This is a genomic window from Sphingomonas hylomeconis, assembly GCF_025370105.1.
Classification (GTDB): domain Bacteria; phylum Pseudomonadota; class Alphaproteobacteria; order Sphingomonadales; family Sphingomonadaceae; genus Sphingomonas; species Sphingomonas hylomeconis.
Genome location: NZ_JANQBK010000015.1, coordinates 113,995 through 129,420, shown reverse-complemented (window position 1 = coordinate 129,420; position 15,426 = coordinate 113,995). Strand labels below are relative to the sequence as shown.

The following is a 15,426-nucleotide window of genomic DNA, read 5'->3' as shown; positions in this document are numbered from 1 at the left end:
GTCAGGCAGGATCGTCCGCGGCGGGCAGGTCAAAAACCGGTATGGCCGGCCGGGCCTGCCATGCCGCGCGGCGGCTGAGCGCCTTTCTCAATTCGCTCTAGTCGCGCTTGAGCGCTGCCGCCACGTCGTCCCAGGCGACGAGCTTGAAGTTCTGCGCGTCGGGCGCGTTGTCGCCGTCCTGCACGACCATCAGCCCGCCCGGGAACGCTGGCCCGAAATCGCCGCGCGCGATCTCGATCCCGTCCGTCTCGCTGGTGCCGTCGATCGTGCCCGCGGCGATGCGGAACCGGCCGACATAGGAGTCGTCATCCAGCCGGTAGACCGCATAGGCATTGTCGCCCTGGCTCGACACGACGACATACTCGCCCGCCAGCGCCACGCCCTCGGCATCGGCGACGATCTGCTGCCCGTCGGCCTTGGCGATCGGCACCGGCGTGGCCGATCCGGTCAGCGCCGCATCGAAGCGCCACAGGCCGACATCCTCTTCCGCCACATATAGCCGCCCGGTGCGATCGTCGGCGACGCAGCCTTCGGATTGCGTTCCGAGCTTCATTCGCCGCACGACCTTGCCGGTCGGCGTCGCGCCGCTCAGATCGAGCGCCATCTGCGCGATCGTGCCGTCCTTCATCACGAGGAACGCGAACACCGCATCGCCCGAGCGATACAGGCACATGCCATAGGCTTCACCGGCGCCGGCCGGCAGCTTGGCCAGCGGCACCAGTTTAGCGGTGGCGGTATCGAGCCGGAACAAGGCGACCATCGCCTGCGCCTTGTCGCTGCGGTCCGACGCCGCGACCAGCACGCCCGGCGTACCGGCGATGCGCACGTCGCTGCGCAGATCGACATTGTTGACCCGGCCCGCATCGAGGAACGAGCGCGCCTTGCCGTCGAGGCCATAGACGTACAGCCCGGCCTTCTTGTCGGTGCCGACGATCAGGCTGGCCGCCGGATCGGCGGCGTTGCGCCAGATCGCGGGATCGTCCGCCGCATCGGCATTGGCGGTGCCGACCGCGTCGGTTTCGCCGCGCGCCGTGACCGATGCGGTGGCGAGCGTCGAGGCGGGGGGCGTTTCCGTGGCACCGGCACAGCCGGCGAGCAGGATCAGGGGGAGAAGCGCGCGGATCACAGCGTGACCTTTACGCCGAACTTGCCGGTCCAGCCATATTGTTCGTGCTGCGCGACGCGGCCGTCGGCGCCGTAATAGCGATCGAACGGCTCATTGCCGATATTGATGAAGTCCGCGGTCAGCTGCACGCGCGGGTCGACGCGCAGCTTGGCGCCGACATCGAACAGCAGGCGATGATCGACGATCACGCCGGCCGTGCCATTGCCGTCGTCGTCGACCGCCACTTCGTCGATGTACTTGTCGCGGTACGAGGCCGAGGCGCGCAGCTGGATCGGGCCCTTTTCATAGCCGATCGTGGCATTGTAGATGCTCTTCGACGTGCCCGGCAGCGCGAGCCGGTTGGCGCCGATATCCGCCTTGCTGTCGACATAGGTATAATTGCCCGAGACCAGCAGCCCATCGAGCGGCGAGGGCAGGAAATCCAGCTTGGCCTGCAGGTTGAGCTCGACGCCGGTGACCGAGGCGGTATCGCCGTTGACCGAGATCAGCGCGGTATCGACGTTGATCCCGCGCACGGTGACGTCCTCCAGGCGCTGCTGGAAGATGAAATCCTTGATCCGCTTGTGGAACAGGCCGACCTGCAGCACCGCGTTGCCGGCGAAATAATATTCCGCCGAGCCGTCGAAATTCCACGCATCGTACGGCTTCAGATCGGGATTGCCGAACTCGCCGTCACGCCCGCCTTCGTCGTCCTCGCTGATCGAGAAGCGCGGCGCGAGATCCGAGATGTTCGGGCGCACCAGGCTCTTGGTTGCGGCGAGGCGGAACACCAGCTTGCTGTCCGGCGCGAAGCGTACGTTCACGCTCGGCAGCCAGTTGGTATATTGGCGCTTGAGCGACACCGGCGCGTTGACCAGCGTGTCCTCCGTCGCCTCCGTGCCGTCGGGTAGTGTGCCTTTTTCCGCGATCACCGTCACCGCGTTGCCGCGCATCTTGTTGCGCGTCTGCTCGACGCGCACACCGCCGAGCACGCGCAGCGTGCCATTGTCGTAGCGTGCCTGCGCATAGCCCGCATAGATGTCTTCATCGACGCGGTAGCTCGCCGCCAGGCTGTCGAGATCGCTGTCGAGCGGATTGCGCACCAGCCGATCGCGATTGGCGTTGAAATAGCCGCGCACCAGCAGCGGATCGACCGCCGGGTTCATGTCGATCAGCCCGCGATCGCCGATCGAGCGCGACAGGCCGGCAAGCGTCGGGAAGCTGCCGCTGGTCAGCGCGTCGAAGGAGTTGAAGTCGAGATCGTAATGCTTCTCGCGGATCCGCACCTTGCCGCCCGCCTTGAGCTCGAGCGACCCGTTGTCGAGCGCCATCTCGCGCGCCACGTCCAGCCGCCCCGAATATTCCTGATCCACGCTCTTGCCGTCGGTCGTCTCGATCTTCGACAGCGTATCGCTGCCGTTGGTGAACAGGGCCGGGTTGCTCACGCTATATTCCGGCGACTGCGTGTCGAGCCCGGTCAGCGTGAGATTGAGCTGGCTCGCACCGTTCTGGAAGCGGCGATCGAAGATCGTGTCCTGGCGGTTCGGCTCGATCTCGTCGGCATAGGAATAGCTGCCGGAATATTCGATCTTCCAATTGCCCGTGGCGGTCACGCCGCCGGCGGTGACGCTGTAGATATCCTGGGTTTCCGTACGATCCTTGAGCTCGCGGCGGACGCGGACGCGATTGGCCGAGCTGGCGCCCGAGGCGAAGGTCGCGCTGTCGCCGGTGCCGGTGACGGCGGTCGCGCCGGTGCCTTCGACCAGGGTGAAGCGCAGGCGGCTGCGCAACTCGTCGTCGCGGAACGAGCTGACGATGCCCTTGGCATAGAGCGTCGTCGTGTCGGACGGCCGCCAGTCGAGCGACAGCGAGCCGGCGATGCGCGTGCGCGTCACGTCATAGGCGCGGTAGTCGAGTTCGCCCGGGAAGGTCACGCCGCCCGCGCTGGTCGTCCAGTCGGCGGCTTCGACGCCGTCCGTGCCGAAGCGGCGCTTGTAATAAGAGAAGCCGCCGGAAATGCCGAAATTGTCGCTCAGCAGCTTGGAGAAATCGACCGAGCCCTTGGGCGACCATTTGTCGCGCAGGTCGTTGCGCGAGCCTTCGAGCGTGAAGGTCAGCAGATCCTTCTTGCGGTCGAACGCGGAGGTCGTCTTGATCGAGACCGAGCCGCCGATCGTGTCGCCGTCCATGTCCGGCGTCAGCGTCTTCTTCACCTCGATCGATTCGACCAGCTCGGACGGGATCGTGTCGAGCGCCAGTGCGCGATTGTCGGCCTCCGGCGAAGGGATGCGTACGCCGTTGATCGTGACGTTGTTGAGCTGCGGCGCGAGCCCGCGGATGACCACGAAGCGGCCTTCGCCCTGATCGTCCTGTACCGAGATGCCGGGCACGCGGCGCAGCGATTCGGCCACGTTCTGATCCGGATTTTGGCCGATCGCATCGCGCGACAGCACGCTTTCCACGCCATCGGCAGCTTTCTGGCGGGAGAGCGCACTGGCCTGGTTGGCGCCGATGCCGATAACCAGAATGTCGTCGATATCGCCCGAAGCGCTGCTCGTCGCACCCAGGCTGAAGTCGAGCCGTGCATCGGCATCGTCGACGATATCGACTTCCTGCGACACCGGCGTCGCGCCGACATAGCGCGCGGTCACGATATAGTGGCCGGCCTTCAGATCGCTGATCCGGAAGCTGCCATCGGCCTGCGCCTCGACCACCCGGCCGAGCGCTTCGATCGACACTTCCGCGCCCTGCAATGACCGCGTGCCGCTGGCATCGACGACGGTGCCCGACAGCGTGGAGGCGAATGCCGGTGCGGTCAGCGCGGTAGCGGCCAGCAAGCTGGCATAGCGGATCGCGCGCGGCAGCGCGGTGCGGACGGTCATGTCGATTTCCCCGGGATCGTTTGATTATGTCGCGCAGCTAGCCGTGCGGTGTGACGGGACGGCGTAGGTTCCGTTACTCGGGTGTGACACGGCGCGGTAAATACCACGGCCTGGGGGAGCCGAGTGGCGCGCCACCGGTTGCGATTTGCGCGCGGCACCTGGCACGAGCAAGGCTCACGCCGAGTCTTTCGTCGGGATGCGGAGCCCCCGCCGCACCATTCGTCGCAACCGGACGATCCAACCCGTCAACGGCGGGAGCCCACGGCGCCGGTCGGTAGTATCGTCAGTTTGCGGTGTTCTGCAGCCAAAGGCTGACCCGCGTGACTTCCATCTGATCTTCATCGATCGAGCGTTTCATCCGCTTTCGCAATACCCTGAAGGTCGCGAGGGGGATCAGCAAGACTGTCCGCCACGAGCCGACATCAATTGCAAACTCGCTTGCCACCACAAGGCGTAGATGCCGGAAAAAGCCGGTCTTGTGGCGCGCGGCGTTCGGTATCGACCGATAGTCGCTTCGTGCGCCCAACGTTAAATCCAGTGCGGAGCCCAGAACGGGGGAAGGCACGTCGACAGCGCCGGTCGACGACACGCCTTCCAGCGCTTCGACCATCGCCGTAGCGAGTCCTAGGGACCGCGCGCATCCCAGCTCAAGGGATCGTATGTGCACTGCCGGCCAGTCGATGCCGGGCTGCTGACGCATCAGCGCGATATCGGAAAGCGCCAGCGGGCCATTGCTAAACAGGTGATCATCCACGGCATGAACGACTAGGTGCAGCAGTTGGTCCTCGATATCGGGGAAGGTGATCACACGGCCTGCTATTTCGGCGGTGGAAGCGCGGTTCCAGAAGCCCGGCTGCAGCGAGAGTTCGATCGGCTGGGTCGGCTTGAACAGGCGTCTGTGAAGTTCCAAAATCGTCTTGTTGGGCAATAGTATCGGCGGCAGGTGCTTGCGATCGAGCAGCACCGCTGCGCTCGGGTCGCCCGGCGCATGGGGCAGGCGGGTCGCCCCCTTTGCAAGGAGGTGGTCAAACGCGCGCTTCACATCGTAATCGGGCACCAGCACATCGAGATCGCGCAGCGGACGCAGTTCGGGATGCGAATAGACCTGCCATGCCAAAAACGCGCCTTTCAACGCGCGATAGTCGATGTTCAACTCTGCAAGGCAATCATGCACCCAGCAAAGATCGGCCTGCGCCCTTAGCGAAGCCAGCAACGATCGGCGTCGACGCTCTGCCCAGGCGGACATCATGTCGTCCGGCGGTCTGATATCTGACTGCTGCAACCGGTGATGAAGAAGAGGGACAAGACGGTGCCGGCGGGCCAGCTGATCGATGATCGCCCAATTGGGCGTATCGACAGCGCAATTCATCCCGCGCTGCATTTTCGGAAACAATAATCCCAGCAACAGCCTTCGCTGTCCAATCTCCCCGTCATCCGGCACGCTTATCGGCTCCCACCCAGGCCCGCGATAAAGGGCTCGAACTTTGCTGCGTCCAGTATGCGCGCCCATTCCAGATGTGCCAGGCTGGGCTGCAAAATTGTCTCGGTGGGCAGTGAATCGGGAGTCGTCAGCGTATCGAGCCATGTGACGCTCGTGCCGGTCTCCCGCGCAAACCGCTCGATCCAGGGGTAGCGGTTCGCGACGACGCCCAAGCCGGCGGCAGCATATTCGAGGGTCTTGGTGCTGATCTGCACGTTGAAGGGATGAACATCGGGCGTGAAATTCAGTCCGAAACGGGCGCGTTGGAAGGCCTGGGGAAGGTCCGGCCGCGCGAGCGGGCCGGTCAGTTCGACACCCGGTATTTTTGTCGCACCCGACGGTACCGCGCCGACCGCCAGGACGCGAAAGCCGCGCTTCGCCAGTTCCTCGAGCGTTGGCATCACACCCGCTCGATGCAGGGTGCCGCAATATAGTAGATCATAGTCGGGCATCGTGGTGGAAACGGCGCAGCCGAATAGCGCAGCGTCGATCCCCATCGGACGGTATAGCGTTGGCACTTCTTCCCCGAACCCAAAGCGCAGGCGCATGGCCGTGTCGATGAATATCCTGCCCGCCGGCGGTGGTGCGAGCAGACGCTTGAGCCGATCTTTCGACGCCGCTGCAGAGCCGCCGGACAGACTATGATATTCGTGCACGACCCGCGCTCGTGCATGGCGGAGGTTCCATTGGTCCCGCCAGGAGAAAACGATGGCTATGTCGGCTGGGCTTGCATCACCCGCGGTAGGCACTGCCTGGGCGTCGTGGCCACATCGCCGGAGATATGAAGCATAGGCATGTGCCTCGGGAAGATAAGCATATGGAGTGGTTACTATAGCAATGGTTAGACTTCTGGCTGCGCGAACGGTCTCGGTCCGCGATGGCCCCTCCTGAGCCCCGTTCATTCGCCGACGACCAGCACCGCGCTTTTGTGCGACGCAAAAAGGGAACGGCAAGATATGTCAGCATCCAATGATGAAGGTGCTGCCGGGTGTTCCTGCTTTGAAAGTCCCGAATAGGCCGGTCGGTCACCACTATAACGGAGGAGTAAATCGGATTGATCGGCGCAGAGACGTGTTTGTGGTCGCCCGGATGACACGCTTCATCTCCATCCAACCTGTCGCACTATAGCCGCTTTAGCAATGAGATGCGGGGAATGGCAATCTATTCGCCACAGGTGGCCGCTTTGCGTCCAAGGTGACGTTCGCTCCATTTCCGAGCGGTGAGCACTTGGCTTCGGTGTGCGTGTGGCAGGGGCGGGGCGGGGGGCGCTTTTCGTCAGGGGTATGGTGCCGTCGGCCCGGCTACGCCGCGCGCGAGCATCTTGCAGGCCGCGTCACACCAGGTCCGCGCATCAGCGAGATCGGTGTTCGCGAAGGGCGCCGCGGCTCAGGTCGTTGGCGGCAAGATCGTCGGGCTCGTGGGAACCAAAAAGCCCCGCGTGGGGAACCGCGGCTGATGCGGCGCGAACTATCTAACGGAACCGGTGGTGACCCCTACGAGAATCGAACTCGTGCTTACGCCGTGAGAGGGCGTCGTCCTAACCGCTAGACGAAGGGGCCGCGCGGAAGGCGGGATCTAGGCCGGAGCGGCGCGGCCGTCAAGATGGAGATCGATTGACCGTGGCGAGGCGAGGCGTCCCTGTGACCCGGTGCTGCCAGCGATAGATCGTGGAGCCAGTAACGTGCGCGCGAGCTAGTGCAGCGCGTCGGCAGTGCAACCGTCCCGGCATCGTTGCCGGTGCCGCGCGGACGTAGCGGAACCCGCCTGCCACCGGTACGTTTCGTTACGAGGGCGTTTCGGCAATCGAACGCATGGTGCCGAATGATCGGCGATCGGAAGGAATATCGATGATCTGGACTATCGTCGTCATCTTGCTCGTGCTCTGGGCACTGGGGCTTGGCTTTCATATCGCCGGCGGGCTGATCCACGTGCTGCTCGTAATTGCCGTGGTGGTCGTGCTGTTCAATCTCATCACCGGCCGCAAGGCGGTCTAACGGCGATGCCGGGGCGGCGCAGGCCACCCCGGCAAACGCGAACTGCACAGTCGACCGGTACCGGTCTTCTCCCCTACAGTCTCGACTAGGCGGCTTTGCGCCGCTCGGTCATTTCCTCGTTGAGCATCTCAGCGAGCAGAAAGGCCAGTTCCAGCGACTGGCCGGCGTTGAGCCGCGGATCGCAATGCGTGTGGTAGCGATCGGCCAGGCTCTGCTCGGTCACGTCGACCGCGCCGCCGGTGCATTCGGTCACGTTCTGTCCGGTCATTTCGGCATGGATACCGCCGGCGATGCTGCCCTCGGCGCGGTGAACGGCGAAGAAGCCGCGCACTTCGGCGAGGATGCGGTCGAACGGCCGGGTCTTGTAGCCGGTCGCCGCTTTCACCGTATTGCCGTGCATCGGATCGCAGCTCCACACCACCGGATGGCCCTCGCGCAGCACCGCGCGGACGAGCTTGGGCAGGCCGGCCTCGATCTTGTCATGGCCGTACCGCGTGATCAGCGTCATGCGGCCCGGGATGCGGCCGGGATTGAGCGTGTCGAGCAGCCGCAGCAGCGCATCGGGCTCCAGCGAGGGGCCGCATTTCATGCCGATCGGATTGCCGATGCCGCGCAGATATTCGACATGCGCAGAGCCCTCGAACCGCGTGCGGTCGCCGATCCACAGCATGTGCGCCGAGGTGTCGTACCAGTCGCCGGTGAGCGAATCTTGGCGCGTGAGCGCCTGTTCGTAGCGTAGCAGCAAGGCTTCGTGGCTGGTGTAGAATTGCGTCTGGCTGAGCTGCGGCACCGTCTCGGGATTGATCCCGCACGCTTCCATGAAGTCCAGCGCTTCGCCGATGCGATCGGCGGTTTCGGTATATTTCTGTGCCCAGGGGCTCGAGCCCAGGAAATCGTGCGTCCAGCGATGCACCTGATGCAGATTGGCATAACCGCCCGAGGCGAACGCGCGCAGCAGGTTGAGCGTGGCGGCCGACTGGCTGTAGGCGCGGATCATGCGCTGCGGATCGGGAATGCGCGACTCCGCGGTGAAATCGATATCGTTGACGATATCGCCGCGATAGCTCGGCAGCTCGACGCTATCGATCATCTCCATGTCGGTCGAGCGCGGCTTGGCGAACTGGCCCGCCATGCGCCCGAGCTTCACCACCGGCAGCTTGGAGGCGAAGGTAAGGACGACCGCCATCTGCAGCAGCACGCGGAACGTATCGCGGATATTGTTCGCACTATGCTCGGCGAAGCTCTCGGCGCAATCGCCGCCCTGCAGCAGGAACGCCTCGCCGCGCGAGACCTTGGCCAGATCGGCAGTGAGATTGCGCGCCTCGCCGGCGAAGACGAGCGGGGGGAATTTGCCGAGCGTGTCGGTCGCGGCGTCGAGCGCGGCGGCGTCGGGATAGTTCGGCAGCTGACGCGCTTCGGCCTTCGTCCAGCTGTCGGGGGCCCAGGTCGTCATGTCATTCTCCGTGCGTATCGTGATGTACCAGTCGGCGTGGCTGGCGATGCCGTTGGCGGCGATCTGATTGACCACCGGCTGGCTGGCGCGCTTGCCGTCTTCTTCCCAGCCCTGCACCGTGCTGCCCGGCGCGTCGTACCAGGCGCCGAACGCGGCGCGGGACAGGCTGCGGGCTTCGCGGAAGCTCTTGATCTTGGTGCCGGCAAGGGTGGTCATGGGGCCGCTTTACCCGGATGGGGTAAGTGCGGCAAGCGCGATTTTCCCTGATGGGGTAATTGGCGTTGCTGCCAATGCCGTCATCCTGACGAAAGTCAGGATCCATTGTGCCTCGATGCAGATCGTCACCGAGGCGCGATGGATCCTGAATCAAGTTCAGGATGACCGTCTGAGCGGTAGTGCGTTAATACCCAGCCTCAAGATCGACCACGTTCTGCATCGGCGCGCCGGCCAGATAGGCGTCGAGGTTCGTCACGAAAAGTGCCGCGGCGCGCTGGAACATCTTGGTCTGGCTCCGCCCTGAAAGGTGCATCGAGTGGAGCACGTTCGGTGCGCCCCAGAGCGGATGATCCGCCGGCAGTGGCTCGGGGTCGACCGTATCGAGGAACGCGCCGGCGATGCGCCGCGCGGTGAGGGCCGCGATCAGCGCGTCCTGATCGACCATGTCGCCGCGCGCGATGTTGATCAGCCAGGCGCTGCGCTGCATCGCTGCCAGTTCGTCCGTGCCGATCATCGCCTTGGTCGCGTCGGTCGAGGGGGCGGCAAGGATCACCCAGTCGAACGCGCCGAGTTGCGCCTGCCACTGATCGGGGGTGAGCGTGCCGTCCCGCCCGGAGCGCGTGACGCCGGTTACCGACACGCCGAACGCGGAAAGGCGATCGGCGATCATCCGGCCGATCGTGCCCATGCCGACGATCAGCGCGCGCGTCTCGTAAAGCTCGACCTTGCCGGGCGCGTCGCTGGGCCATTCCTTCCTGTCAGCAATGCGCACCACCTCGTCATAGCGCTTGGCGGCAGCGAGGATGCCGAGGACGGTATACTCCGCCACGGCGATCGCGTTGATCCCGGTGCCGTTGGTCAGGATCGTGCCGCGCTGCCTGAGCTCGGCGAGCGGAAAGGAATCGATCCCGGCATAGATCGTGCTCAGCCATTTGAGCTTCACGCCCCTGCCAATCGTCTCCGCGGTCCATTCCGGCCGCATCTGATCGACCCAGGCGATGTCCGCATCCGCGACCATCGCATTGGCCTCGTCGTGGTTGGCGAACCAGGCGATGTCGAGCCCGGGCGGAAGGTGCGGTTCGAGCAGCGGGCGGGCGAGGGCGGGGAGGAGAAGCTTCATCCGCTTTTTTACCAAAATCGGCGTAGCGGTGGAAGGGCGCGCGCGACGCAGGCACTGTTCCTGTCGAGGACACCCGCCGCCATTTCCGGGTTTCCTTCGCGCAACTTCTGCGACAATAGGCGTGCGCAGGGCCTAAGCGGGCAGGCGGGCGGGGAACTTGATCATTTCAGCTATCGAAGAATCGGCGCGGCTTGCGGGTTCCCTTGGCGATGCGGTGCGCGCGGCCGGACCGCGAGCCGGCTGGCTGTGCGACCTGGACGGCACGGTCGTGGACAGCATGGCGCTGCATCATCGCGCCTATGCGATGCTGTTTGCCGAACTGGGCGGTACGCTGAGCCGGGCTGATTTCGACGCGCATGTTGGTCCGCCGGCGCGCGTGACCGTCCCGCTGTTTGCACAGGCGGCAGGATTGGATCCGGCCGCGCTTCCGGACTTTGCGCAGCTGCATGCGCGCAAGAAGCATTTTCTGCAGGACATCTTGGCATCGTCGAGGCCGACGGAACTCGCGACGGCAGGTCTTATCCGCCAGGCCCCGGCGGATATCGCGATCGCCATCGTTACGTCGGGCAATCGCGACGGCGCCGAGAACATTCTGCGTTCGATCAGCCTCAGGGAGCGGATCACGGCGTTGATCAGCGGCGACGACGTGACCCACGGCAAGCCGGATCCTGAGCCGTATGCGACCGCGTGCCATGCGATGGGGCTCGCGCCCTCGGCCTGCCTGGCGTTCGAGGATCACCCGGACGGTATCGCATCGGCAATCGCCGCAGGGGTCGATGTGATCGATGTGGTGGCCGGGCGATTGCTGCTGGCCGGGCAGGGCGCGCGTTGATCGACCATCCCGCCTTTGCCGATTGCCGCAGCATCCTGCCGCTATCAGGGTTCTCAGGGGCGCTGATCGCGCTGATCCGCGACGATGCCGGCCGCCAGTTCGTCCGCAAGGTGGCCGAGCAGCCTGGCAATAGCGAGCGGTTACGCCGTCAGGCGACGCGGCAGGGCGATCTCGAGCGCTGGCTCGACGGCGTTGCCCGGGTGCCGGCGATCGATCGCGATGGCGTGGCGGACGATTGCTACTGGTTCGATATGAGCTTCGCGCCGGGGCGTGATGGCGTGACGTTCCTGTTCGATGCCAGTCGCGCGCAGCAGCGCGCGTTCATCACCAAGGTGCACGGCGTGGTCGAGCGGCTGGCATCGCTCGGCGTGTCGGACGCCACCGTGGATGTGGCGGCGGCGGCGAAGCACAAGATCGACGAGATCAAGACCCGGCTGGGCACAGCCGATCACGCCACACTGGATCGCCTGGAACTTCACTTTCGCTCTGCACCGACGGCGTTGCCTGCCACCGTGGCTCATGGTGACCTGACGCTGGAGAACATCATTGTCGCGGGGGATGGCTCGATCACGCTGATCGATACGATCGATTCGCCGTTCGATCATTACTGGAACGATCTGGCCAAGCTTTTCCAGGATCTCGAAGGCCGCTGGTTTCAGCACCGCGGCAAGCGCCTGCCGATCGCGTTGAGCTGGGATCTGCGCCAGCAATTGTTCGCCGCGGCGCGGGCGATGGATCCGGGCTATGCGTCGCACCATTATCTGATGCTGGCGCTCGTCTTCGCGCGGATCCTGCCATATGCCAAATCGGCTGCGGACACCGCATTCGTCGAACACCGGCTGGCGACCTTTCTGGACCAGCATGAACGGTCAGTGGAGAGATAACCCATGAAAGTCATCGTCCCGTGCGGGGGGAGATCCAGCCGATATCCCAACATGGCGCCCAAATGGATGCTGCCCGATCATGACGGCGTGCCGATGGTGGTGCGCGCCGTGGAGGCGCTCGAAGTCGACGTCGCTGACGTGATCATCACCATCTTGAAGGAGCATGAGGACCGGTTCGATGCGCGCGCCGGCATCGAACGCGCCTTTGGCCGCCGCATCGAGACCGTGATCCTGCCGCAGCAAACGCAGAGCCAGTCCGAAACGGTGGCGGAAACGATCCGCATGACCGGCCTCAACGAATCCTTCCTGGTCAAGGATTCGGACAATTGCTTCACGCTGTCGCCGGTCGATGCGCCGTACAATTACGTCTCGGTCGCGTCGCTCAACGACTTCGACTATATCAACCCGCGCAACAAGAGCTACACGCAGGTCGACCATGACGATGTGGTCCTGTCGATCCGCGAGAAGAAAGTGATCTCCGACCTGTTCAGCGTCGGCGGGTACTTCTTTACCGATCCAAAGGCATTCATGGCGACGTTCGAGGAAATCTCGGCGATCCCGACAGTGCAGCCGAAGGAACTGTATATCTCCGAGATCATATCGTTCATGATCCAGGGTGAAACGCCGTTCAAGATCCGGCGCGTCAAAGGCTATCGCGACTGGGGCACAGTGCACGAATGGCGCCAGAAGCTGAACAGCCAGAAGCTGTATTTCGTCAGCATCGACGGGTTCCTGTTCGAGCGCGGTTCGCAGCATTTTGCGCCGGGCTTCGACCAGGTGAAGCCGCACGACCACGCCGCCAAGACGGTGCGGCATTTGGGCGAGGCGGGGCACGCGATGATCTACCTGTCGATCCGGCCGCCCGAACTGGAATCGATGACGCGCGATGCGATCGCCGGACTGGGCCTGCCGCCGGGCCCGTTGCTGATGGGATGCGGCGTAGCCCAGTGGAACCTTGTGACGTCACCCGACAGCTCGCTGCCGTTCGAGACGTCGCGCTCGTTCGAGGTGGATCCCGCCGATCCCAATCTGTTCGAGAAGATCGAGGGCAATTTCTGAACGGTTATCCCCGTCGCCGCGACGGGGATAATGGCTCAGCCGGGCTGTTGCCACCGCCGCATCGCGCGATCGAGCGCCTTCCGGGCGGCGAAGCCTCCGACCGGCCCCATTGCCAGCAGCCCCTGGAGCAGCCGCACCTTGCGGTTGCGCCGTGCCAGATGCGGATAGGCGGCATAGCCTAGCCACACGCCGCGCTGCGCCTCGTCGCGCCGGCCTTCGGCGAGCAGCTTCAATCCGCGAAGGGCGACATCCTGTTCGATGAAAGCGGCGGCCAGCGTGGCATTGTCCACCTTGGCGCGGGCGAGGATCTCAGGCGGAGTGTCGAAGGTACTGACATATTGGTCGGTCATGTGCCGCAGCGAACGCTGACTGGTCTGCACCGAAAACTGGTTCTGATTGTGCCAGCGGTAGCTGACCAGCGGCAGATCGACGTGGAATGCTTCGTCGGCGACGGCGAGCAGCTTCCAGTTGAGGAACTTGTCCGGTCCGCTCAGCCGAACCGCATGGAATCCCTCGACGCTATCGAACAGACCGCGCGAATAGCAGGTCGAGGCGAACTGGAACGGCGAGCGCAGCAGCAGCACGGAATTGCGCAGCAGTGTTGCGGCGTCGATCCGCCACACATCGCCGCCGACCGCCCGGCTGAGATCGGCATCGAGCCGCGCGCCGTGCCAGAGCTTGCGGTTCATCTCGACGCTGCCGGTGCGCACCCCGTCCCCGTCGATGACGTCTGCGGTGGCGTCGAACACGGCGCGATCCGCCTTGTCGCCGAGCGCGTCCGCCAGCCGCGCATAGGCGCCGAGCGCCCCGGGATTGAGCAGATCATCCGACGACAGCAGGACGATGCGATCACCGGTCGCACCCTGGCAGGCGAGATCGAGATTGCCGGCAAAGCCCACGTTCCAGCGATTGACGCGCACTTCCAGCCGTGGATCGGCGATCGCGCGAACGATCTCGACCGAGCGATCGGTGCTGGCGTTGTCGTTGAAAATGACCTGGCCGGTCTCGGGATGATCCAGTGCGCTTCGCACCGTCTGCTCGACATATTTTTCGTAATTGTAGTTTGGGATGCAGATACTGAACGACGTCATGGTTCCCCCGGGGCGCGGCGTAGTGATGCGCAGCGGCTATCGCATGGCGGCGCGTATATCGCCATGCCCGTGTGACCTGGCGGGCGCCAGTGCTTGACAGCCGCGTCCACGCTGTGAATGCGGGACCACCCAATGTTGGGTGTGTACGGAGCGTAACATGGCAGGCGATGGCAGAATTGCTGATCTGAAATCGCTGACGTCGTTCCGCTTTTTCGCCGCCTTGTGGGTGGTGCTGTTCCACTTCGGCGACCAGTTGCCGCTCGACTACCTGGCAATGAACCCGATCCTGCATGGCCAGCGTGCCGTGGATTTCTTCTTCATCCTCAGCGGCTTCATCCTGGCGCACGTCTATGGCGGACAGCTCGCGTCAGGTAGGTTCGTGTTGCGCAGCTTTCTCGTTAAGCGCCTCGCCCGGCTGTATCCCGTGCATGTCCTGGCGCTGTTCGGATCGCTGGCGTTCTTCATCGGCGCACACCTGCTGGGCGTGCAGATCAACAATGCCGCCAAATACGACCTGCGCCAGTTCGTGCCCAATCTGCTGCTGATCTCGACCTGGTTCCCCTTCGTCAGGCCCGCGTTCAACCTGCCGGCGTGGTCGATCAGCGCCGAGTTCGCCGCTTATCTGCTGTTTCCGTTTATCGCTCGGGCCGTGCTGTCACCGAGGTTCGGCGCAAGGACCTGGGTGGCGATATCGATCGTGCTGTTTGCGGTGTTCGAATTGTTCTCGAAGGCGGTGTTCGGGCATTCCGTGCTCCGGCTGATCGAGATGGGCGTCTTCCGCATCATGCCGCTGTTCGTGCTCGGCATCGTGCTGTGGAAGGGGTGGTCCGCGCGCGTGTTCGTGCCGCCGTTGTGGCTGCTGCTGCCGCTGATGGTCGTTGCGCTGGTGCTGGCTCCCTATCCGATGCTCGACGTGCCGGTCTTCGCGTTGATCGTCCTGATCGGCGCCGAGCAGACGGTGGCGGGCAAGGAGGGCGCTTTCGGTTCCGGACGGCTCGTGTTCCTGGGCGAGGCTTCCTACAGCCTGTATATGACGCACGGCCTCGTGCAGACGGTGTATTACGCCGTGCTGGGCAAGCTGCACGTGCCGCTGACGCAACTGCCGGTCGCGTTGGCGGCGTTCGCGATCGGGCTGGTCCTGTGCGTGCTGGTTTCGATCCTGACCTATCTTCTGGTCGAAGCGCCGTGCCGCAACCTGATCACGCGCTGGGCGCACACGCGGCTGCGGGCGCCCGAGAGTACCGTCGTGATCTGACGCAAGCGCCGGTACGCGCCGCCTGCGGTCACAACCAGCGTGGGATCGCCGATCG

The 15,426-nt window shown here is 64.3% G+C and carries 12 protein-coding genes and 1 tRNA gene; 5 read left to right on the top strand and 8 right to left on the bottom strand.

The window, feature by feature from the left end:
• Positions 1 to 97: 97 nt before the first annotated feature.
• The 5 genes from NV401_RS15665 to NV401_RS15645 all read right to left on the bottom strand — a co-directional run bounded on the left by NV401_RS15665 (position 98) and on the right by NV401_RS15645 (position 7,026).
• Positions 98 to 1,123 carry a phytase gene (locus tag NV401_RS15665; protein WP_380816564.1) on the bottom strand — a complete coding sequence of 342 codons (1,026 nt, stop codon included), beginning with the start codon at positions 1,121 to 1,123 and terminating at the stop codon, positions 98 to 100.
• Entirely contained in the window at positions 1,123 to 3,987 is a 2,865-nt protein-coding gene (locus tag NV401_RS15660) for a TonB-dependent receptor (protein WP_261295379.1), read from the bottom strand. Before NV401_RS15660 ends, NV401_RS15665 begins: the two co-directional genes overlap by 1 nt.
• Before the next feature lie 283 nt (positions 3,988 to 4,270).
• Positions 4,271 to 5,428 (bottom strand): nucleotidyltransferase domain-containing protein, encoded by a 1,158-nt coding sequence (locus NV401_RS15655; protein WP_261295378.1) that lies wholly within the window; start codon positions 5,426 to 5,428, stop codon positions 4,271 to 4,273.
• Positions 5,429 to 5,430: 2 nt separating this feature from the next.
• Entirely contained in the window at positions 5,431 to 6,123 is a 693-nt protein-coding gene (locus NV401_RS15650; RefSeq protein ID WP_261295377.1) for a glycosyltransferase family protein, read from the bottom strand.
• Positions 6,124 to 6,951: 828 nt separating this feature from the next.
• Positions 6,952 to 7,026: transfer RNA gene (locus NV401_RS15645), tRNA-Glu, on the bottom strand.
• Between the two features lie 288 nt (positions 7,027 to 7,314).
• On the opposite strand from NV401_RS15645, the gene NV401_RS15640 reads away from it, so the two are divergent.
• Positions 7,315 to 7,461: a lmo0937 family membrane protein gene (locus NV401_RS15640; protein ID WP_261295376.1), complete on the top strand. Its 147-nt coding sequence runs from the start codon at positions 7,315 to 7,317 to the stop codon at positions 7,459 to 7,461.
• A gap of 85 nt (positions 7,462 to 7,546) precedes the next feature.
• On the opposite strand, the gene NV401_RS15635 is transcribed toward NV401_RS15640, so the two are convergent.
• Both NV401_RS15635 and NV401_RS15630 read right to left on the bottom strand, forming a co-directional pair.
• Positions 7,547 to 8,914 (bottom strand): class II 3-deoxy-7-phosphoheptulonate synthase, encoded by a 1,368-nt coding sequence (locus NV401_RS15635; protein WP_261295450.1) that lies wholly within the window; start codon positions 8,912 to 8,914, stop codon positions 7,547 to 7,549.
• Positions 8,915 to 9,314: 400 nt separating this feature from the next.
• Positions 9,315 to 10,250, bottom strand: a complete 936-nt coding sequence (locus NV401_RS15630) for a D-2-hydroxyacid dehydrogenase (RefSeq protein ID WP_261295375.1) — start codon at positions 10,248 to 10,250, stop codon at positions 9,315 to 9,317.
• A 157-nt stretch (positions 10,251 to 10,407) separates the two neighbouring features.
• On the opposite strand from NV401_RS15630, the gene NV401_RS15625 reads away from it, so the two are divergent.
• The 3 genes from NV401_RS15625 to NV401_RS15615 are packed head-to-tail and all read left to right on the top strand — an operon-like array spanning position 10,408 to position 13,025.
• Positions 10,408 to 11,082, top strand: a complete 675-nt coding sequence (locus NV401_RS15625; protein ID WP_261295374.1) for an HAD family hydrolase — start codon at positions 10,408 to 10,410, stop codon at positions 11,080 to 11,082.
• Positions 11,079 to 11,966, top strand: coding sequence for an aminoglycoside phosphotransferase family protein (locus NV401_RS15620; RefSeq protein ID WP_261295373.1), 888 nt, complete (start codon positions 11,079 to 11,081; stop codon positions 11,964 to 11,966). The genes NV401_RS15625 and NV401_RS15620 overlap by 4 nt, the downstream gene beginning before the upstream one ends.
• 51 nt (positions 11,967 to 12,017) lie before the next feature.
• A complete protein-coding gene (locus tag NV401_RS15615) occupies positions 12,018 to 13,025 on the top strand; it encodes a glycosyltransferase family protein (RefSeq protein ID WP_261295372.1) in 1,008 nt (335 codons plus the stop codon).
• Between the two features lie 35 nt (positions 13,026 to 13,060).
• Here NV401_RS15615 and NV401_RS15610 read toward each other — a convergent pair whose 3' ends face one another.
• Entirely contained in the window at positions 13,061 to 14,116 is a 1,056-nt protein-coding gene (locus tag NV401_RS15610) for a glycosyltransferase family 2 protein (protein WP_261295371.1), read from the bottom strand.
• A 157-nt stretch (positions 14,117 to 14,273) separates the two neighbouring features.
• On the opposite strand from NV401_RS15610, the gene NV401_RS15605 reads away from it, so the two are divergent.
• Positions 14,274 to 15,371: an acyltransferase family protein gene (locus tag NV401_RS15605; RefSeq protein ID WP_261295370.1), complete on the top strand. Its 1,098-nt coding sequence runs from the start codon at positions 14,274 to 14,276 to the stop codon at positions 15,369 to 15,371.
• The last annotated feature ends 55 nt before the right edge of the window (positions 15,372 to 15,426 follow it).

Excerpts from the sequence above, each read along its gene's own strand:
- NV401_RS15605 (WP_261295370.1), top strand. The coding sequence starts at position 14,274 with ATGGCAGGCGATGGCAGAATTGCTGATCTGAAATCGCTGACGTCGTTC.
- NV401_RS15635 (WP_261295450.1), bottom strand. The coding sequence starts at position 8,914 with ATGACGACCTGGGCCCCCGACAGCTGGACGAAGGCCGAAGCGCGTCAG.
- NV401_RS15640 (WP_261295376.1), top strand. The coding sequence starts at position 7,315 with ATGATCTGGACTATCGTCGTCATCTTGCTCGTGCTCTGGGCACTGGGG.
- NV401_RS15630 (WP_261295375.1), bottom strand. The coding sequence starts at position 10,250 with ATGAAGCTTCTCCTCCCCGCCCTCGCCCGCCCGCTGCTCGAACCGCAC.
- NV401_RS15615 (WP_261295372.1), top strand. The coding sequence starts at position 12,018 with ATGGCGCCCAAATGGATGCTGCCCGATCATGACGGCGTGCCGATGGTG.
- NV401_RS15660 (WP_261295379.1), bottom strand. The coding sequence starts at position 3,987 with ATGACCGTCCGCACCGCGCTGCCGCGCGCGATCCGCTATGCCAGCTTG.
- NV401_RS15610 (WP_261295371.1), bottom strand. The coding sequence starts at position 14,116 with ATGACGTCGTTCAGTATCTGCATCCCAAACTACAATTACGAAAAATAT.